Source organism: Pseudomonas nabeulensis, from assembly GCF_004682045.1.
GTDB classification, from domain to species: domain Bacteria; phylum Pseudomonadota; class Gammaproteobacteria; order Pseudomonadales; family Pseudomonadaceae; genus Aquipseudomonas; species Aquipseudomonas nabeulensis.
Genome location: NZ_QUZT01000022.1, coordinates 1 through 15,201, shown reverse-complemented (window position 1 = coordinate 15,201; position 15,201 = coordinate 1). Strand labels below are relative to the sequence as shown.

At 62.2% G+C, this 15,201-nt stretch carries 13 protein-coding genes; 5 read left to right on the top strand and 8 right to left on the bottom strand.

What is annotated here, in order from left to right; genetic code table 11:
• The first annotated feature begins 33 nt into the window (after positions 1-33).
• Both DYL61_RS13555 and yfcF read left to right on the top strand, forming a co-directional pair.
• Positions 34-570, top strand: coding sequence for a DUF924 family protein (locus tag DYL61_RS13555; protein WP_135308724.1), 537 nt, complete (start codon positions 34-36; stop codon positions 568-570).
• 96 nt (positions 571-666) lie between these two features.
• Positions 667-1,299, top strand: a complete 633-nt coding sequence (gene yfcF, locus DYL61_RS13550; RefSeq protein WP_135308723.1) for a glutathione transferase — start codon at positions 667-669, stop codon at positions 1,297-1,299.
• A 3-nt stretch (positions 1,300-1,302) separates the two neighbouring features.
• Here yfcF and DYL61_RS13545 read toward each other — a convergent pair whose 3' ends face one another.
• Complete coding sequence (locus tag DYL61_RS13545; protein ID WP_135308722.1) at positions 1,303-1,548, bottom strand: hypothetical protein; 246 nt, start codon at positions 1,546-1,548, stop codon at positions 1,303-1,305.
• Positions 1,549-1,681: 133 nt separating this feature from the next.
• Between DYL61_RS13545 and DYL61_RS13540 the strand changes: the two genes are divergently transcribed.
• The gene (locus tag DYL61_RS13540) at positions 1,682-2,326 is read left to right on the top strand and encodes an ATPase (protein WP_135308721.1); all 645 of its coding nucleotides are present in this window, start codon (positions 1,682-1,684) and stop codon (positions 2,324-2,326) included.
• Positions 2,327-2,360: 34 nt separating this feature from the next.
• Entirely contained in the window at positions 2,361-2,702 is a 342-nt protein-coding gene (locus DYL61_RS13535; protein WP_135308720.1) for a hypothetical protein, read from the top strand.
• Positions 2,703-2,822: 120 nt separating this feature from the next.
• Here the strand turns inward: DYL61_RS13535 and DYL61_RS13530 are convergent, their stop codons facing one another.
• Positions 2,823-3,569, bottom strand: a complete 747-nt coding sequence (locus tag DYL61_RS13530) for a creatininase family protein (RefSeq protein ID WP_135308719.1) — start codon at positions 3,567-3,569, stop codon at positions 2,823-2,825.
• Between the two features lie 41 nt (positions 3,570-3,610).
• Complete coding sequence (locus DYL61_RS13525; RefSeq protein ID WP_135308718.1) at positions 3,611-4,324, bottom strand: murein L,D-transpeptidase catalytic domain family protein; 714 nt, start codon at positions 4,322-4,324, stop codon at positions 3,611-3,613.
• Between the two features lie 40 nt (positions 4,325-4,364).
• Between DYL61_RS13525 and DYL61_RS13520 the strand changes: the two genes are divergently transcribed.
• Positions 4,365-5,936, top strand: a complete 1,572-nt coding sequence (locus DYL61_RS13520; RefSeq protein WP_135308717.1) for a L,D-transpeptidase family protein — start codon at positions 4,365-4,367, stop codon at positions 5,934-5,936.
• A 132-nt stretch (positions 5,937-6,068) separates the two neighbouring features.
• Here the strand turns inward: DYL61_RS13520 and DYL61_RS13515 are convergent, their stop codons facing one another.
• From DYL61_RS13515 to DYL61_RS13495, 5 genes are all read right to left on the bottom strand, one after another.
• A complete protein-coding gene (locus DYL61_RS13515) occupies positions 6,069-7,718 on the bottom strand; it encodes an ABC transporter ATP-binding protein/permease (protein WP_135308716.1) in 1,650 nt (549 codons plus the stop codon).
• Complete coding sequence (locus tag DYL61_RS13510) at positions 7,715-10,471, bottom strand: M16 family metallopeptidase (RefSeq protein ID WP_135308715.1); 2,757 nt, start codon at positions 10,469-10,471, stop codon at positions 7,715-7,717. Before DYL61_RS13510 ends, DYL61_RS13515 begins: the two co-directional genes overlap by 4 nt.
• A gap of 27 nt (positions 10,472-10,498) precedes the next feature.
• Positions 10,499-13,321, bottom strand: a complete 2,823-nt coding sequence (locus tag DYL61_RS13505; RefSeq protein WP_135308714.1) for a TonB-dependent receptor — start codon at positions 13,319-13,321, stop codon at positions 10,499-10,501.
• A gap of 140 nt (positions 13,322-13,461) precedes the next feature.
• On the bottom strand, positions 13,462-14,517 hold the full coding sequence (locus DYL61_RS13500) for a FecR family protein (RefSeq protein WP_238704561.1): 1,056 nt from the start codon (positions 14,515-14,517) through the stop codon (positions 13,462-13,464).
• Entirely contained in the window at positions 14,510-15,013 is a 504-nt protein-coding gene (locus DYL61_RS13495) for a sigma-70 family RNA polymerase sigma factor (RefSeq protein WP_135308713.1), read from the bottom strand. Before DYL61_RS13495 ends, DYL61_RS13500 begins: the two co-directional genes overlap by 8 nt.
• Positions 15,014-15,201: the final 188 nt, after the last annotated feature.

The following is a 15,201-nucleotide window of genomic DNA, read 5'->3' as shown; positions in this document are numbered from 1 at the left end:
CTGTCAGGGAAATCGCGTTCAAAGGGACTCACCATGACCACCCCAACCGCCGTCATCGACTTCTGGCAAGCCGCCGGCCCCAAACGCTGGTTCGCCAAGGACGACGCCTTCGACACCGCCTTTCGCGACACCTTCCACGTCACCCATATGCAAGCTGCCCGCCGCGAGCTGGAACACTGGCTGGACACCGCCGACGGCGCCCTGGCCCTGCTGATCCTGCTCGACCAATACCCACGCAACGCCTTTCGCGGCACCGCCCATATGTTCGCCACCGACCCCTTGGCGCGACTGTATGCCGGGCGCATGGTGGACGCCGGGCTGGACCAATCCATCGAGCCGGCTCTGCGGGCGTTCTGCTACCTGCCATTCGAACACTCGGAAGATCCGCAGGATCAGCAGCGGTCTCTGGTCCTGAACCAAACCCTGGACGCGAACACCTACCATTGGGCCAAGGAGCATGCCGAGATTATTCAGCGCTTCGGGCGGTTTCCCCATCGTAACGAGGTGCTGGCGCGCAGCAGCACAGAGGCGGAACACGCGTTTCTCAAGGCCGGCGGGTTTGCCGGTTAAGCCGCTATTCCCAAGCGGAATGCCCCTATAAAAACCGGCCATTGTCTTTCCCGTCGCCGATCTCGTAGCGTGGGTCATCACTCAAGGATACTCGCCATGAACCGACCCTCGTTGCGCCTGTACGTCGATGCCCAGTTCACCAGCCCCTATGCGATGTCTGTATTCGTGGCGCTGCGGGAAAAAGGCCTGACATTCGATACCGTTACCGTGAACCTGGATGCCGCGCAAAACCAGACCGCCGACTTTGCCCAACTGTCCCTGACCCAGCGCGTGCCGACCTTGGTGGAAGAAGACTTTGCGCTGTCGGAGTCCTCGGCAATCACTGAATATCTGGACGAGGCTTACCCCGAAACGCCGGTCTATCCGACCGATCCCAAGCAGCGGGCGAGGGCGCGTCAGGTGCAGGCCTGGTTGCGCAGCGATTTGCTGCCGATCCGCCAGGAACGTTCGACGCTGGTGGTGTTCTACGGGCAGAAAATGCCGCCGTTGTCGCCCGAGGCCGAAGCGGCAGCCCGTAAGTTGATCAGTGCGGCGCAGGCGCTATTGGCGGGTAACCCGCCGAACCTGTTCGGTGAATGGTCGATTGCTGACGTGGATCTGGCCGTGATGCTCAATCGCTTGATTCTCAATGGCGACCCGGTGCCTGCCGACCTGGTGGCGTATGCGCAGCGCCAGTGGCAGCGGCCGTCGGTGCAGGCGTGGGTCAACCAGCAGCGGCCAGCGCTCTAGGGTTTACAGCCATTCCTGCGCTACACGGCGGTCCAGGTCTTCCCAATCGGCCATGCCCAGTACCCGCGTGGTGTTCAAGCCACGCAGGTAGCCGCGCAACTGCTGGGCACTGGCGATGACTTGGTCCGTGTCCGCCGCAGTGTTTTGCAGCACCGTTTCATAGTCGACCAGGTAGTCGGCAACCCGCTCGCGAAACTCCGGCAAGACGGCTTCGCGGATACGGTCGAAGGTTTTCTGGTGGGGCTTCATGGCGGGGTCCTTATACATTTTTATGGGTGCACTATCGGTTCAGATAATAGTCACCATCACGGATCGCAAGTTCTGTTTTTGCAGCCTTGAGCGGAAAATCCCCTCATCGAAACGCTGTTCAAGGAAATGCGTGATGAAGACGATAATCCAACTCGCTTTAATGGCTCTGATGCTGGGCACTGTCGTCATCAATAACGCGGCCATCGCGGATGAATTGCATAGTAGCCATTTGCTACCTATCGACGGTAGCGTAGACTCCCTGCAACATACGCAGTCCGTGGGGGTATTGCTCAGCGATAACACCCGCGACAACCTCAGTTACCTTGAACGCTACCACGACATGGCCTTGAACGGCGCCAGGGATGCCCTTGACGGGCGCATCCGCGAGGCGTTCGTCAACAGTTCCGACCCGGAACTGGCCATTGATTGGTTGATGAGCTCGCTGCAGGGAACCTTTTTGTCGGTGACGGTCTACGACAACCTGGATGCCCTGGTGCAGGCTCACCCCGATGTGGTGGTGATGCTCGATACCCATAACCAATTGCTGACCCAACGTAACGATGTGGTCGAGGCACGGTTTATTGCGCGGTTCTATGACGCGAACCTGCAATACATCGCCAAGGCCGAAGGTTCGGTGCACAAACAAGTGCCGTCGGTGTGGGTGCATGACAAGGCTGCGCCGGAGATTGCTGCGCAGATCGAGCAGCAACGGGATGTGCAACTGGACGCCTTGAAGCAGTTTGACCTGTCGCTCAAAGCGTTGGTCCGTGCGGGTTGATGTGAACTTTTATCTTTATAGCCAGGATTTTTTCATGCGTTCTTTTTTCGTACCGGCCATGGCCTTTGCTTCTGTTTTGCTGGCCGGTTGTGTGTCGGCGCCCAATGCGCCGACCTTGACCCTGCAAACCGACAAAAGCCCTGAAGACTACGCGCAGTGCGTGGTGGCCAAGCTGGATAAACACGGGATTGCCTCGACCGTGACCCAGAATTCGCGCCATGCCAAGGTGGTGTTGGCCAGCAAGATTGCGGCGGATGATGTGTTGGAGGCCTACAAGGCTCAAGACGGCGGCAAGGTGTTTTTGTATGAGCGCAAGCCGCTGGCGTCCACAATCACCCCATCCCGCTTGGAACTGGCCGCGCAAGAATGTAAGTAACACACAGGGCTAAATGTGGGAGGGGGCTTGCCCCCGATGGCGGTGGATCAGCCAAATATTTGTGACTGACACACTGTCATCGGGGGCAAGCCCCCTCCCACATTTTGATCGATGTATGGCTTAAGGTTTGGCTTCGTTGCTGAAACTGTCGACTACTTTGACCAGCCCTTGTGCCGCCAGCTTCACCAATTCCCCCCCTTTCTCCACCGTCGCCAACGCCGGGTCCGAGCCCATGCGCCCGTCCGGGAAGCGCGCGCGGAAGTCCAGCGCTTCACGGATCGGCCCCGTATTGGCGATCTGCGGCGAATACTCGGCAGTCTTGATCGACTCCGGATACGCCCACTGCGTCACCGCAATCTCCGACGGTGTGGCGTGGCTGCCATGGCCCACCGGGAATTGCCGGTGAGCCAGTTCGTTGACACCTTCCAGATCCCACCAGTTCACCAGCTTCAACGCAAACCCGGCCGGGCGCCGCGCAAAGCTTGCTTCGGCATACAGCTCGGAAAACGCTGCCTCAATCGTGGCGATGTTACCGCCATGGCCATTCAGAAACAGGATCTTGTCAAAACCATGCCCGGCCAGCGAGCGCACCCAGTCGCCAATCGCTGCGATAAAGGTGGACGGGCGCAAGGAGATGGTGCCGGGGAAACCCAGGTGATGCTGGGCCATGCCGATATTGAAGGTCGGGCCGATCAGGATGTCGGCATTCTTTTGCGCGGCATGGGCGATGATTTCCGGGCACATCCAGTCGGTGCCCAACAGGCCGGTAGGGCCGTGCTGTTCGTTGGAGCCGATGGGAATCACCACCGTGCGGCTGCGTTCCAGAAACTGCCCGATCTCGATCCAGGTGGACGTGTGTAGAAGCATGCGTCGTTCTCTTTTTTCTGTCTTTTATATAGGGAGACAGGCTATCCGCCATGGATTGTACGACTACTCGCCACCTGTTGGGGTTTGCAATTGAGGTACGTCGAGGACTTCAACCAGTGCTGGTCGGGGTACCACGAAAACATGAACTGCCCATCCTTGAGCTTATCCACCACTTGGCGCGCCACTTGCGGGCGCACCGCCGGGCAACCCTGGCTGCGGCCGATGCGGCCTTCGCGCTTGCTCCACAGGGGGCTCACGTAATTGGCGGCATGAATCACGATGGCGCGGTCGCGGGCCTGATCATTGAAGCCCGGCTCCAGGCCGTCCATGCGCAGCGAGTAGCCATGGGTGCCCAGGTAGCTTTCCTGGGTGCGGAACAAGCCCAGGCTGGATTGGTGGCTGCCTTCAAGGTTGGAGAACTGGGTGGCGAAGTTTTCCCCGGACTTGGCGCCGTGGGCCACCAGGTCGCGCAGTACCAGGGTTTGCTTGCGCAAATCGAAGATCCATAGCCGACGGGCGGTCGAGGGCTGGGAGTAGTCGATGACGGCGAGGCGTTCTGAACGTTCCTCGCCGTTATTGACCGCACACTGCACCGCGCTCAGGGCGCTTTTGAGCACAGTGGGATTGAGTTCTGGAGCCGAGCGCGCAAGGCTGCTATACAAGGTAGGAGGGTTGCCATTGGCGGCGAGCGCAAACTGGCTCAACGCGGTCAGGCTCACGGTTATGAAACCGAGGCGGCACAAAAAAGTCAGCATCTACAGTACATCCCCCCGCTGTGGATTGGAGTTAAGTCAAGTGTTCAAAAAACACGCATGTTACTTGAGCATTTGCCTGCTCGTTGCACCACTGGTCGCGACAGCCGACGAGGTGCCGGTGACCGTTATCTCCCCCAATCCGGTGCAACAGGCCCTGGCGCAACTGCCCAGTGTGTGCCCCGGACTCGCGCCGCACATTGACCCGGGGGCGCAGTTGCGACTGCAAGCGTTCTATCAGCAACAGGGCGATGTACCGCTGTGGTCGGCCGATGAGCGCCGCCAAGCCTTGCAAACCCAGATGCAGATGCTCGCCGACGACGGCCTGGACCCCACCCACTATAGCCTGCCTACGGCGGACGCCACGGCCAACGTGCTGTGCAGCGATATCGACATCAGCCGCCAGTACCTGCAAGCCCTGCAGGATTTGCACTACGGGCGCTTGCAGCAATCACGCTTCGAACCGCTGTGGCATTCCCAGCCGCCCACCCGCGACCCCAACACCGAAGTGCTGGCGTTTGCCGCCACCGGCCTGCAAGACATGGCGCAAGCCTTCGACCAGGCGCGCCCCAGCGCCGATCTTTACCGTAGCCTGCGCAATGCCTATGCCACCGTGCGTCAACAGCCATTGCCCCATTGGGACCCGGTCGACAACGGCCCGTTGTTGCGTCCCGGCATGGACGATGCCCGCGTGCCGGAACTGGCGCGGCGCCTGGTCAGCGGCGGCTATCTCGCCAAGGCACCCAGCGGCAAGCAATACCGCGACGAGTTGGTCAAGGCGGTCAAGGCGTTCCAGCTCAGCCACTCGTTGCAGGCCGATGGCGTGATCGGCGCCGGCACGGTGGCTGAACTGAATATCAGCCCGGCGATTCGCCGCGAACAACTGCGCATCAACCTCGAACGCTTCCGCTGGCTCAGCCAGGACCTGGAGCCCGAAGGCGTGCTGGTCAACGTCGCCGCCGCGCAATTAAGCGTGTACCAGAGCGGCATTCCCGTGTGGCAGACACGCCTGCAAGTCGGCCGCGCCGAGCGCCAGACGCCGTTGCTGAAATCGCGCATTACGCGGCTGACCCTCAACCCGACCTGGACCATCCCGCCCACCATCATGCGCGAGGACAAACTCCCGGCGATCCGCCTCAACCCCGAATACCTGCGCCAGCAAAACCTGCAAGTGCTCGACCCGGAAGGCCGCCCGCTGGCACCGGAAAACATCGACTGGGCACGCCCCGGCAATATCCTGCTGCGCCAGCAGGCCGGCCCGCGCAACCCGTTGGGCAAGATCGTGATGCGCTTTCCCAACCCGTACTCGGTGTACCTGCATGACACGCCGAGCCAGCCGTTGTTTACCAAGGGACCACGGGCGTTCAGTTCGGGGTGTGTGCGGGTTGAGCAACCCATGATGCTGCGCGACTTGTTGGTGACCCCGGCCGAGCGGGCGCGCACGGATGAGTTGCTGGCCACTGGCGTGACCCATGAGTTCAGGCTGGCCACGCCGGTGCCGGTGCTGTTGAGTTACTGGACGGTGGAGGTCGACCGGCAGGGTGGGCTGGTGTATGCGCCGGATATCTATGGGCGGGATGTAGTGTTGATGAAGGCGATGGGCAGCGTGCTCTAATCGACCCATTGAACTCGGTCAAAATGTGGGAGGGGGCTTGCCCCCGATGGCGGTGTGTCAGCCAAAGCTGGTCTGGCTGATCCACTGCAATCGGGGGCAAGCCCCCTCCCACATTTGACTGATGTTTGACCGTTATTGCGCAGACCAGGTTCGGTCGAACAGCGTGCTGAGTGCCGCCTGATGGCTGATCCCAATCACGGTGCAGTTCGGCAACTCTTCACGCACCAGCCGCAACAACGCTCGTGCACTCCCCTCATCCAACTGATTCGTCGCCTCATCCAGATACAACGTATCCGGCGCATACAACAACGCCCGTGCTATCCCGATTCGCTGTTGTTCACCCCCGGACAATTCCCGCGACCATTCGCTTTGCTCATCCATCCGCCGTGCCAACCCAGGCAGTCCCACTTGTTCCAGCACCGCCATCAGCCGCACCGCGCTTGGCACTTCAATAGCAGGATAAGCCAGCAAATGACGCAACGGCATGCTCGGCAGATAAGGCTTCTGCGGCAGCAACAAACTACGCCCCGGCGGCAATTGCCAGCTGCCCCGGCAGTACGGCCACAGGCCTTGCAAGGTACGCAATAAGGTCGACTTGCCAATGCCACTGCGCCCGGCAATCAACAGCCATTCGCCTTGGGCCACTCGCACCGAGACATCCTCCAGCAACACCTCGGCGTCCGGTCGCAGCACGTCCAGGCCGTTCACGCACAAGCAATCACCGACCATCGGCGCCCTGGCCTGGCAGCGACTCACGGCGATGGCTTGCTCGAACTGCCCCAACCGTTCCACCGCTGAACTCCAGTGCATCAACTTCGGGTACAGCTTGATAAACCAACTCAGCGAACCTTGCACCGCGCCGAATGCACTGCGGATCTGCATCAAACCGCCCAAGGTGATGGTCTTGGCCAAAAAGGCGGGCAGGGCGGCAAATACCGGGATGATCAGGCTTACCCGCTCATAGCTGACCGTGAACAGGCTGAGGTTACGCTCGCGTCCCATCAACTGGCGCCAGTTGCCGGCGATGGCCTGGAAACGTTCGGCCAGGTGCTGGCGTTCCACCGCTTCGCCACGGTACAGGGCGATCTGTTCGGCATGCTCGCGCTTGCGCAACAGGCTGGCGCGAAAGTCCGCCTCATAATGCTGGCGGTCCACATTCAAACGGTGCAACGGGCGGCCGACCCAATGGGTGATCAAGCTGCCGGCCAAGGTGTAGAGCACCACGATCCACACCAAATAGCCGGACAACGTGATGCTGTAGCCGCCTAGGCTGAACGTCTGCACCCCGGACAGTTGCCACAGGATGCTCATGAACGCGCCGACCTGGGCCATGTTGATGATGAACGATGCCACCAGCTCCACGCTCAGGTCAGCAACGATGTTCACGTCTTCGGCAATGCGCTGGTCGGGGTTGTCCGGCTCGCCGTTCAGGCCCAGGCGATAGAACGCCTGGTCCGCCAGCCACGCGTGAGTGAACTGCTCGGTCATGGCCTGGCGCCAACGCAGTACCAGGGCTTTGCGTACCCAGTCCAGCGCGACCACGATCAACACGTAGGCGCTCAGATACAGCACATAGCGGCCCATCAGCGCGTACAAGGCGCCCGTATCAAACTCGCCGAGGGTGTCGTAGAAGGTCTTGCTCCAGGCGTTGATCAGCACGTTGATCTGCACGATCAACAGGCCCATGCCGATGATGCCGGCCAGCATCAGCCAGCCCAGCCATTGCGAGCCCTGGCGCCAGAACGGCGCGGCCAGGCGGTAGAACGTACGCAGGCTTTTCACGGTGCATCCGCCTTCGGCAGTACACGCAACAGCACTTGGTTAGCCACCGGGAATAGCTGGCTGGCTAAAGGCTTTAGCTCTTCGATACGCATGCCTTCCGGCAGACGCGCCTGGCTGCTCAGGTAGCGCGGGTCTTGCCACTGGCGTTCGCTGAGCAACAGGCGACGCCATTGGGTGGCGGGATCGGTGAGACGGTTTTGCTCCTGGCGGCGCAGCTCGTTGCGTGCACTGGCGACCCATTGGGCGTCCACCGAGCGCTCCAGTTGTGCCAGGGTTTGCTGGGCCAGGGCCCAGAGTTCATCGGCGCGTTGTGGATCGCAGGTAAAGCTCAGCTGGCTTTCGATGCGTTGGGTGTCCGGGTTCAGTTCGCTGTCGAAACGCAGGCGATACACGCCCAAGGCCTCACCGCGCAGGCGTTGCTTGAGTTGCTGATTGGCCAGGTTACGCAGGGCGGCGACACGCGCGGCGGCTTCGGGCGTCCAGCGCTGTTCGCTGAAACTGCTGGCTTCCAGCACCACGCGCGGTTCAAGGGCGACGGCGATATCGGTGCGGCGCTGACCGGACTGTTGCAGGGCAGGGTGAGTGGTATGCGCAGCGCCACGCGGGAGATTGGCTAACTGTTCGCGCACCAGTGCTTCCAGTTGAGTCGGCTCGATGTCCGCCATCAGGTAGTAGGTGACCGGGGCGTTGACCAGTTGCCGCCAATCGTCGGTCAACGTGTTGGCTTGCAGGGCTTCCAGGGCCGCTGGATCGGGGCTGTGCCAGGTATCGGCGCCGTAGCGCAACTCACGCCGGGCAGCGGCGATGGCGTCCGGGCGCGTGCGGGTGCGTGACAGCAACTCATCCCGCGCCTCGCTGAAGAGGCGCTCGTCGATCACTCCGCCCACTTGGCCCTGGCGATAGCTTTGCAGCAGCCTCGTCAGCGCACCGAGCGACGCCTGGCTGGTGCCGCTCAACTGCATGCGCGTCGCGCTGTGTTCCAGGCTAAGGGTTGCCTTGTGTTGTTTGCGCCACGCCGCCAGCCCTTCTGCGCCGCTTTCATTGCCCAGCTGCGCAGCCATTTGCAGGCGCCACGCCGGTACGTCGCTGCGGTTGAAACCGGCGGCGGACACGGCTTGCAGGCGCCACTTGGCGTCTTCGGCATTGCGGCGCAGCCACACCAGGCGGTCGCCGTTGCCGAGGGTCCACTGTTCGACGTGTTCAGCGGCGAACACGCGTTTGCTCACCACCGTGCCCGGCTGGCCGGCAGGCGGCGGGGTAAAGGTGACGCTCGGCGGCTTCACGGGCGCTGCGGTGGTCGGCGCGACCAGCGACGTTTGCGCAATGGCCGCGCGCAAGTGCTGCACCTCATCCACGCTGGGCAGGCGCACAACACTGTTGCCCGGCGCGGTGAATTGCAGCACCTGGTCGGGGCTGTCGAGCCAGCGTGTGAGCCGCGCATTGATGGCGGCAAGATCGATGCTGTCCAGAGCGATCAATGTCCGTTGGGCGATCTGGTGCGGCGCCATCGCCGTGCGGTTTTGCACGGCGGCATCGTTGAGGGTGGTCACCCATTGCTCGAAGGTGCGCGACTCATCCTTGGCCAGCATGCCGTCGGCCAACTGGCGGATCCTGGCCTGTTCGCGCGCCAGGTCCTGGGCGGTAAAGCCGTGTTGGCGCAGGCGCTCCAGCTCGGTCAGCAGTTGCTTCAAGGCTTCATCGTGATGTGCCCCTTCGACCCCGGCGGCCACGCCCAGCACGCTGGATTGTTCACCGATCAAGGTCTTTTGCGTGGTCAGGCTGCGTACGCCAGGTTGCAGCGGTTGCAGGCGCAATTGGGCAAACAGCGCGGACAGGGTGAGGCGGTCGATCAGGCGCTCACGGGCGGCTTTGGCCGTTGTGCCACGGCTGTCCGGTTCATGCAGGCGAAACAGCAACGACACCTGGTTGCTGCCGGTTTGCGGGTCTTGCAGACGGAAGATTTTCAGCGTGCCGTCTAGGGGCAGTTCGCGATGATCACGCTCGGGCAGCGGTTGGGCGCCGGGTACGCCGAAGGCATGGTCGATCTGCTGCGCCAATTGCTGCGGGTCGAAGTCGCCGACCACCGAGAGGATCATATTGTTGGGCACATACCAGCGCTGTTGAAAACGCTGCAAGGCACTCAGGGACGCGCTGCGAATCGCTGCTTCATTGCCGATGGTGCGGTGCTGCGGGTAGCGCGAGCCCACGCGCTGGGTGGCGGCGCGCTGGTCGTTCATGCGCTGCGCCACGCCCAGGCCGCCGCGCCATTCTTCGATGACGATCGGGCGTTCGCGCTCAAGGTCGAGGGCGTTGTAGTCGCCGGCAAACACCAGCTGCGCGAGTTTCTCCAGGGCCAGCGGCGTTTGTGTGCTGCCGGCCATGGGGCTGAGCAGGTATTGGGTGCGGTCGTAAGTGGTCACCGCGTTGAAGTTGCGGCCCTGCACCCAACCCAGCGCGGTCATCTGCGCACGCAGGTCAGTGGCTTGCCCGGCGCGACTGCGGAAGGTCAGGTGTTCGAGCATATGGGCCACGCCGACTTGGTCGTCGTCTTCATCCACGGAGCCGGCGCGCACCGTCAGGCGCAGGTCCAGGCGCCCGGCCTGGCTGCTGTCGCGCACCAGCCGGTATTCCAGGCCATTGGCCAATTGCCCGCGCACCACTTGGGGGGCCCAAGGCAGCGGGGTTTCGGTGACGGGCGAGGCGCACGCGCACAGCAACAGCGGGCCGAGCAGGCCAGCAAGTCTCTTGTTCATGGGGGATATCCAGGCTAATCAGGGGGGTTAGAAGCGGTAACCGACTTCCAACCAGTATTGGCGGCCAACTTCATAGCTCACGACCGAGCTCGATTTACCGACGATTTCGTTGACGTGGTCGGTGACGTTGGTCACATCCACCGCAGCGAACAGCGCCTGGTCCTTGCCAGTGGGGATTTCCCAACTGACGCGCAGGTCCCAGGTGGGCGCGCCCTTGACTTTGGCGGAGTCGTACACCGGCAACGTCTCGTCACCGACAACCTCAGTGCGGGTGGTTGCAAGGAGCTGGTTATAGGGGCCGCGATAGCGCAAGAAGTTGCTGACGGTGAGGTTCCACTGCGGAATCTCGGTGATGGTGGTCAGGCGCGCCGTCCAGGGACGGTTGAAATCGCTGGCGGGCAGTTCGCTGTAGGCCATGCGCTTGCCGTCGTAGATCACATCGTCGTCGGCGTATTGGTCGGCGTTCGCCCCGGAATCGTAAGTGCCGAAGGCGTCTTTGGTACGCGACCAGTCAAACGCCGCCTGCACGCTGGTGCGGGTGCCGAGGGCCTTGAATTCGTGCTTGGGGGTGATGGTCAGGGTGACGTTGTCGCTCTGGCTGGAGGCAGCGTTGGTGTAGGTGTAGTAGATGGTGTCGTAGCCGGCAGCCGCGCCTGTGCCCACGACACGATTGGAGGCACGGACGATCTTGTCCTTGCCGTCGCGGTGCACGTATTTCAGGCGAAAGTCCGTGTCGAGCCATACCTGGTCCAGGCCCAGGGTCCACTCGTCGTCATAGGGCACCTTGAGGTCGGAGTATTTGGTCAGGTTCTTGCCCTGGATGGAGGTCCAGGCACCGTCCTGAGTGGTGCGGGTGTAGCGGGTGTTGAACCCTTGGCGACCGTCGGCGAGGCGGTACTTGAACAGGTTGCGCCCGTAGTAGCGGTTGAGGCCGAACACCAGCACGGTGCTGCGGTCGCCGAAGAAATCGTAGTCACCGGCAAAACGCGGCGCGAGGTTTTTGTCCTGCATGTAGTCGTCACCCTCGTAGCGCAGGCCGGGACGCAAGCCGAGCTTGCCGATCTGGATGGCGTCTTGCAGGTGGAACGCGTATTTGGTTTCGGTCAGGTCGAGCTTGCCGGCGCCGTAGACGTTGAGGGTGTTGGCCCACTGGCGCGTGGTGCCATTGAGCATCAGGCCGATGGAGCACAGGCTGTCGTTGTTGGCGCAGGTGGCGATATTGTCGCGCTTGCCGATCAAGGCGCTGGTGGCTTGTTCCCTGCGTTCCCAGGTGGCCTGGTTGCGGGTCAGCTCCATGCCGCCGGTGAACTGGTGCTCGGCACCCGCCCAGTTGAAGGCTTGCCATTCGGCCTTGAGCTTGTAGTCGATACCACGTTGGGTCTGGTCCAGATCCCCATAGGAACCTTCGCCACTGCGCGAGGTGTTGGACAGCGGGATGCCCCAGTTTTTTACGCTGGAGTAGTACCAGCCGATCATGTCGTTGGCTTCGGTGGTGCGTGAGCTGTTGAGGTCGGTCAGCGCCACGGTGTGGGTCCAGCGCGCCGAATCACCTTCCCACACGGCTTTAAGCGAGCCTTGCCAGCCGCCGTTGATATTGGTGAAACCGGAATTGATGTAGTCCTCGCGGAAATAGGTGTTTTCCTGCGGTGCCTTGATAAACGACGCGTCCAGGCTCAGGCGGTCATTGACGTTCCAGTAGGTCTTGAGCATGTAGTTGTCGAGCTGGCGCGTCTGGTCCTTTTCGTTGTCGCCGTTGGGGCTGGTGTAGCCGTCGGCGTAGCGGTTGAGCGGGATCACCGAGCGCTTTTGCGAGAAGCTCAGGATGGCGCCGAAGTCGTCGGTGAGGTGGCCTTCGAGCATGCCGCGAAACGTGGTTTTCTTGAAGTCCGGCTGGTATTGCTCGTTGGAGGCGTTGTCGAACGCTTCCTGGTCCTCGGCGGTGATGTGGTACTTGGTCCAGGCCGATTGGGTCATCGAATAGGAAAACTTGCCGTGCAGGTCCTGGCTCGGACGACGGGTGATGGCGTCCACCACGCCACCGTTGAACCCACCGTATTCGGCCGGCACGTTGCTGTCGTAGACCTTCACTTCTTCCAGCAGGTCGGCGTCCAGGGCAATGCCGTGGGAACGGCTGGGGGCGGCGTCGAACTGGCGGGTTTCGTTGTAGCCGTGGGCGCCGGGGTCGAGGTCGTTGTTGATCGACATGCCGTCGATCATGAAGTTGTTCTGGTAGAACTTGGCGCCGTTGATGCTGATGTCCGCCGGGTCGATTTCACCGGGGGTGTTGGAGCTTTTCTGTGAACCGCTGAACTGCACGGCGGGGTGCATTTGCAGCAGGGTGGTGATGTCGCCGTTGGCACCGGGGAAGGCCTGGATCGCCTTGTGATCGATCACCGTGGCGCCCTGGAAGGAGTTCTCTTCGGTGAAGCCCAGCACGATGGTGTTGTCCAGCGTCACCGGGCCGTCTTCTGCGGTGGGCAGGCGATGGAACACCAGTGCGCCGTCCTGGTAACCCCAACCGATGCCGGTGCCTTGCAGCAGGTAGGCGAGGGCGGCATCGTTGCTCATGTCGCCGTTTACGCCGGGGGACTTCACGCCCTTGAGCAGTTGCGGGTCGACGGTCACCTGTTGGCCGCTTTGTTGGCCGAAGGCGATCAACGCGCCGGCCAGGGACTGCGCCGGAATATCAAAACCACGTGCCGAACTGGCAGCCGCCTGAGGTTGGGACAGTGCCTGAGGCACCACGGCCAGGGCGCAGCAAAGGCCGAGCAAACTGGCGCCTGCACTTTTTTTCAGGCGCAGCGGCCACGGGCCGCGCTGCCCAGGCAAGCGGTGAAAGGTGTGAGTCATGCAAAAAGTCCCCGCGCCGGTTAAGTCACCGGCCAGTCAAATGAATACGAATAAATCTCAATTGCTGCGCGCGGGACAGAAGACGGGACAGCGCGGGGGATTTTCAGAAAAAACATGAAATATTTTTAAACGGCGTGAAATTACCGGCTCAAGACCAGCAGCCAAGGGCTGTAGGCCGTGACTTTTGCGCCGTAGGGTTGCAGCACGGCTTGCAGCGCCGCCTGGGGTTTACGCAAATCGTAGACGCCGGTGACTCGCTGTGCGCCGAGCTTGGCATCGCGCAACACGATGATGCCGGGGGTGTAGCGCCGCAGCTGTGTGAGGACTTCGCTGATGGGCAGGTCATCGGCAATCAACTGACCCTGGCGCCAGGCAGCGGCTTGGCTGGGGGAGAACGTGCTCAGCTCGGCGCGGTCGGCGCGCAAGGTGAGGCGTTGGCCTGGCACCAGGCTGGCAAGGTGGCGGCCGGCCTGGCGTTCGTCCACGTTGACCGAGCCCTGTTGTACGGCGACGCTGGGGTTGTCGCGTGTTGAGTCGACGTTGAACGCCGTGCCGGTGACCGTCACCTGCAAGGTTTTGGTCCACACATGGAACGGCTTGCTCTTGTCCGGCATCACTTTGAAAAACGCCTGGCCGGTCAGCAGCCGCACATCGCGGTGGGTGCCGGCGATGTCCACGGCAATCGCCGAGTGGCTGTCCAACTGCACCACGCTGCCGTCGCTGAGGGTGATGTCGCGGGTTTCTCCAAAGCCTGTGCGGTAGTCGGCTTGCCAGCGCAGCAGCAGGCTTGGCGCCAGGGCCACCACCAGGCAGGCAGCGATGGCGGCGGCCACCCAGCGTCGGGTGCGCCGTGGGCGGGCGACCGGGCGGGCTATCGGCGTGGGCCATTGCTGCGCGGTGGTCGGTGCCAGTTGCCCGGTGAGTTGCCACAGGCGTTGCGCCTTGCGATAGGCCTTGGCATTGGCCTCGTCGACAGCGCACCAGTGCGCCACCTGTTCACGCAAATCCGCATCCTGCGGGGCCTGTTGCACGCGCAAAAACCAGTCCAGGGCCTGGTCGCGACGGGCGTTGGCGCAATCCTCGGTGGGCATGAAGGGGGCATCTCCGCGAGCAAAAAACGGCGGGCAGGATCCCATGGAATCGCCCTTGACTGCAAAAGACGCGGCAGCGGCGGGTTTTTTCAGAAAATCAGTCATCCTCCGGCTCCAGGCAGTCCATGCAATGGCGCAGGGCGTCGTGCACCAGCTGATGCACCAGTGCGGTGGACACGCCCAGCTCGGCTGCCACCTGTTGCAAGGTGAAGCCGCCCAGGCGATGCATCTCGAATGCGCGGCGTGTGCGTTCCGGCAACTGGGCCAGGGCTCGGGAGATGGTTTCGAGCTCGTTCTGGTTGCTTACTTCGCGTTCCGGTGAGGCGCTGCTCGACGGCAAATCGTCGAGCAGGTCATCACCGCCCGGCTGCACCCGTTCGGTGGCGGTGCGGCGGGTGAGATCCAGGGCGAGGTTACGCACGATGCGATACAGGTAGCTGGCGGGGTGACGAATATCGGCCTGGGCATCCTGGCCGCTGAAACGCAGCCAGGCTTCCTGCACCACATCCTCGGCGCGCGCGCGGCAACCCACGATGGGCGCGGCATAGTCCAGCAGCGCGGCCCGGTGGGTCAGGTAAAGCTGGAGTTTTTCATCCGCCAAGAGAGTCAGCTGCCTGCGCGCGACTGTGCGGTCAGGCACAGACTGGGAAGTGGGAGGGCGCGGAGTTTAGCTGTAGTTGATAATGGTTATCAACAAGTGGATGGTTTTTGGTGGTTATTCAGGGTTTTGAAGGTGGGGGGCCCACATTTGGACCCGTGCCAGACCGGGAAACCAAGTACAGCGCCAAT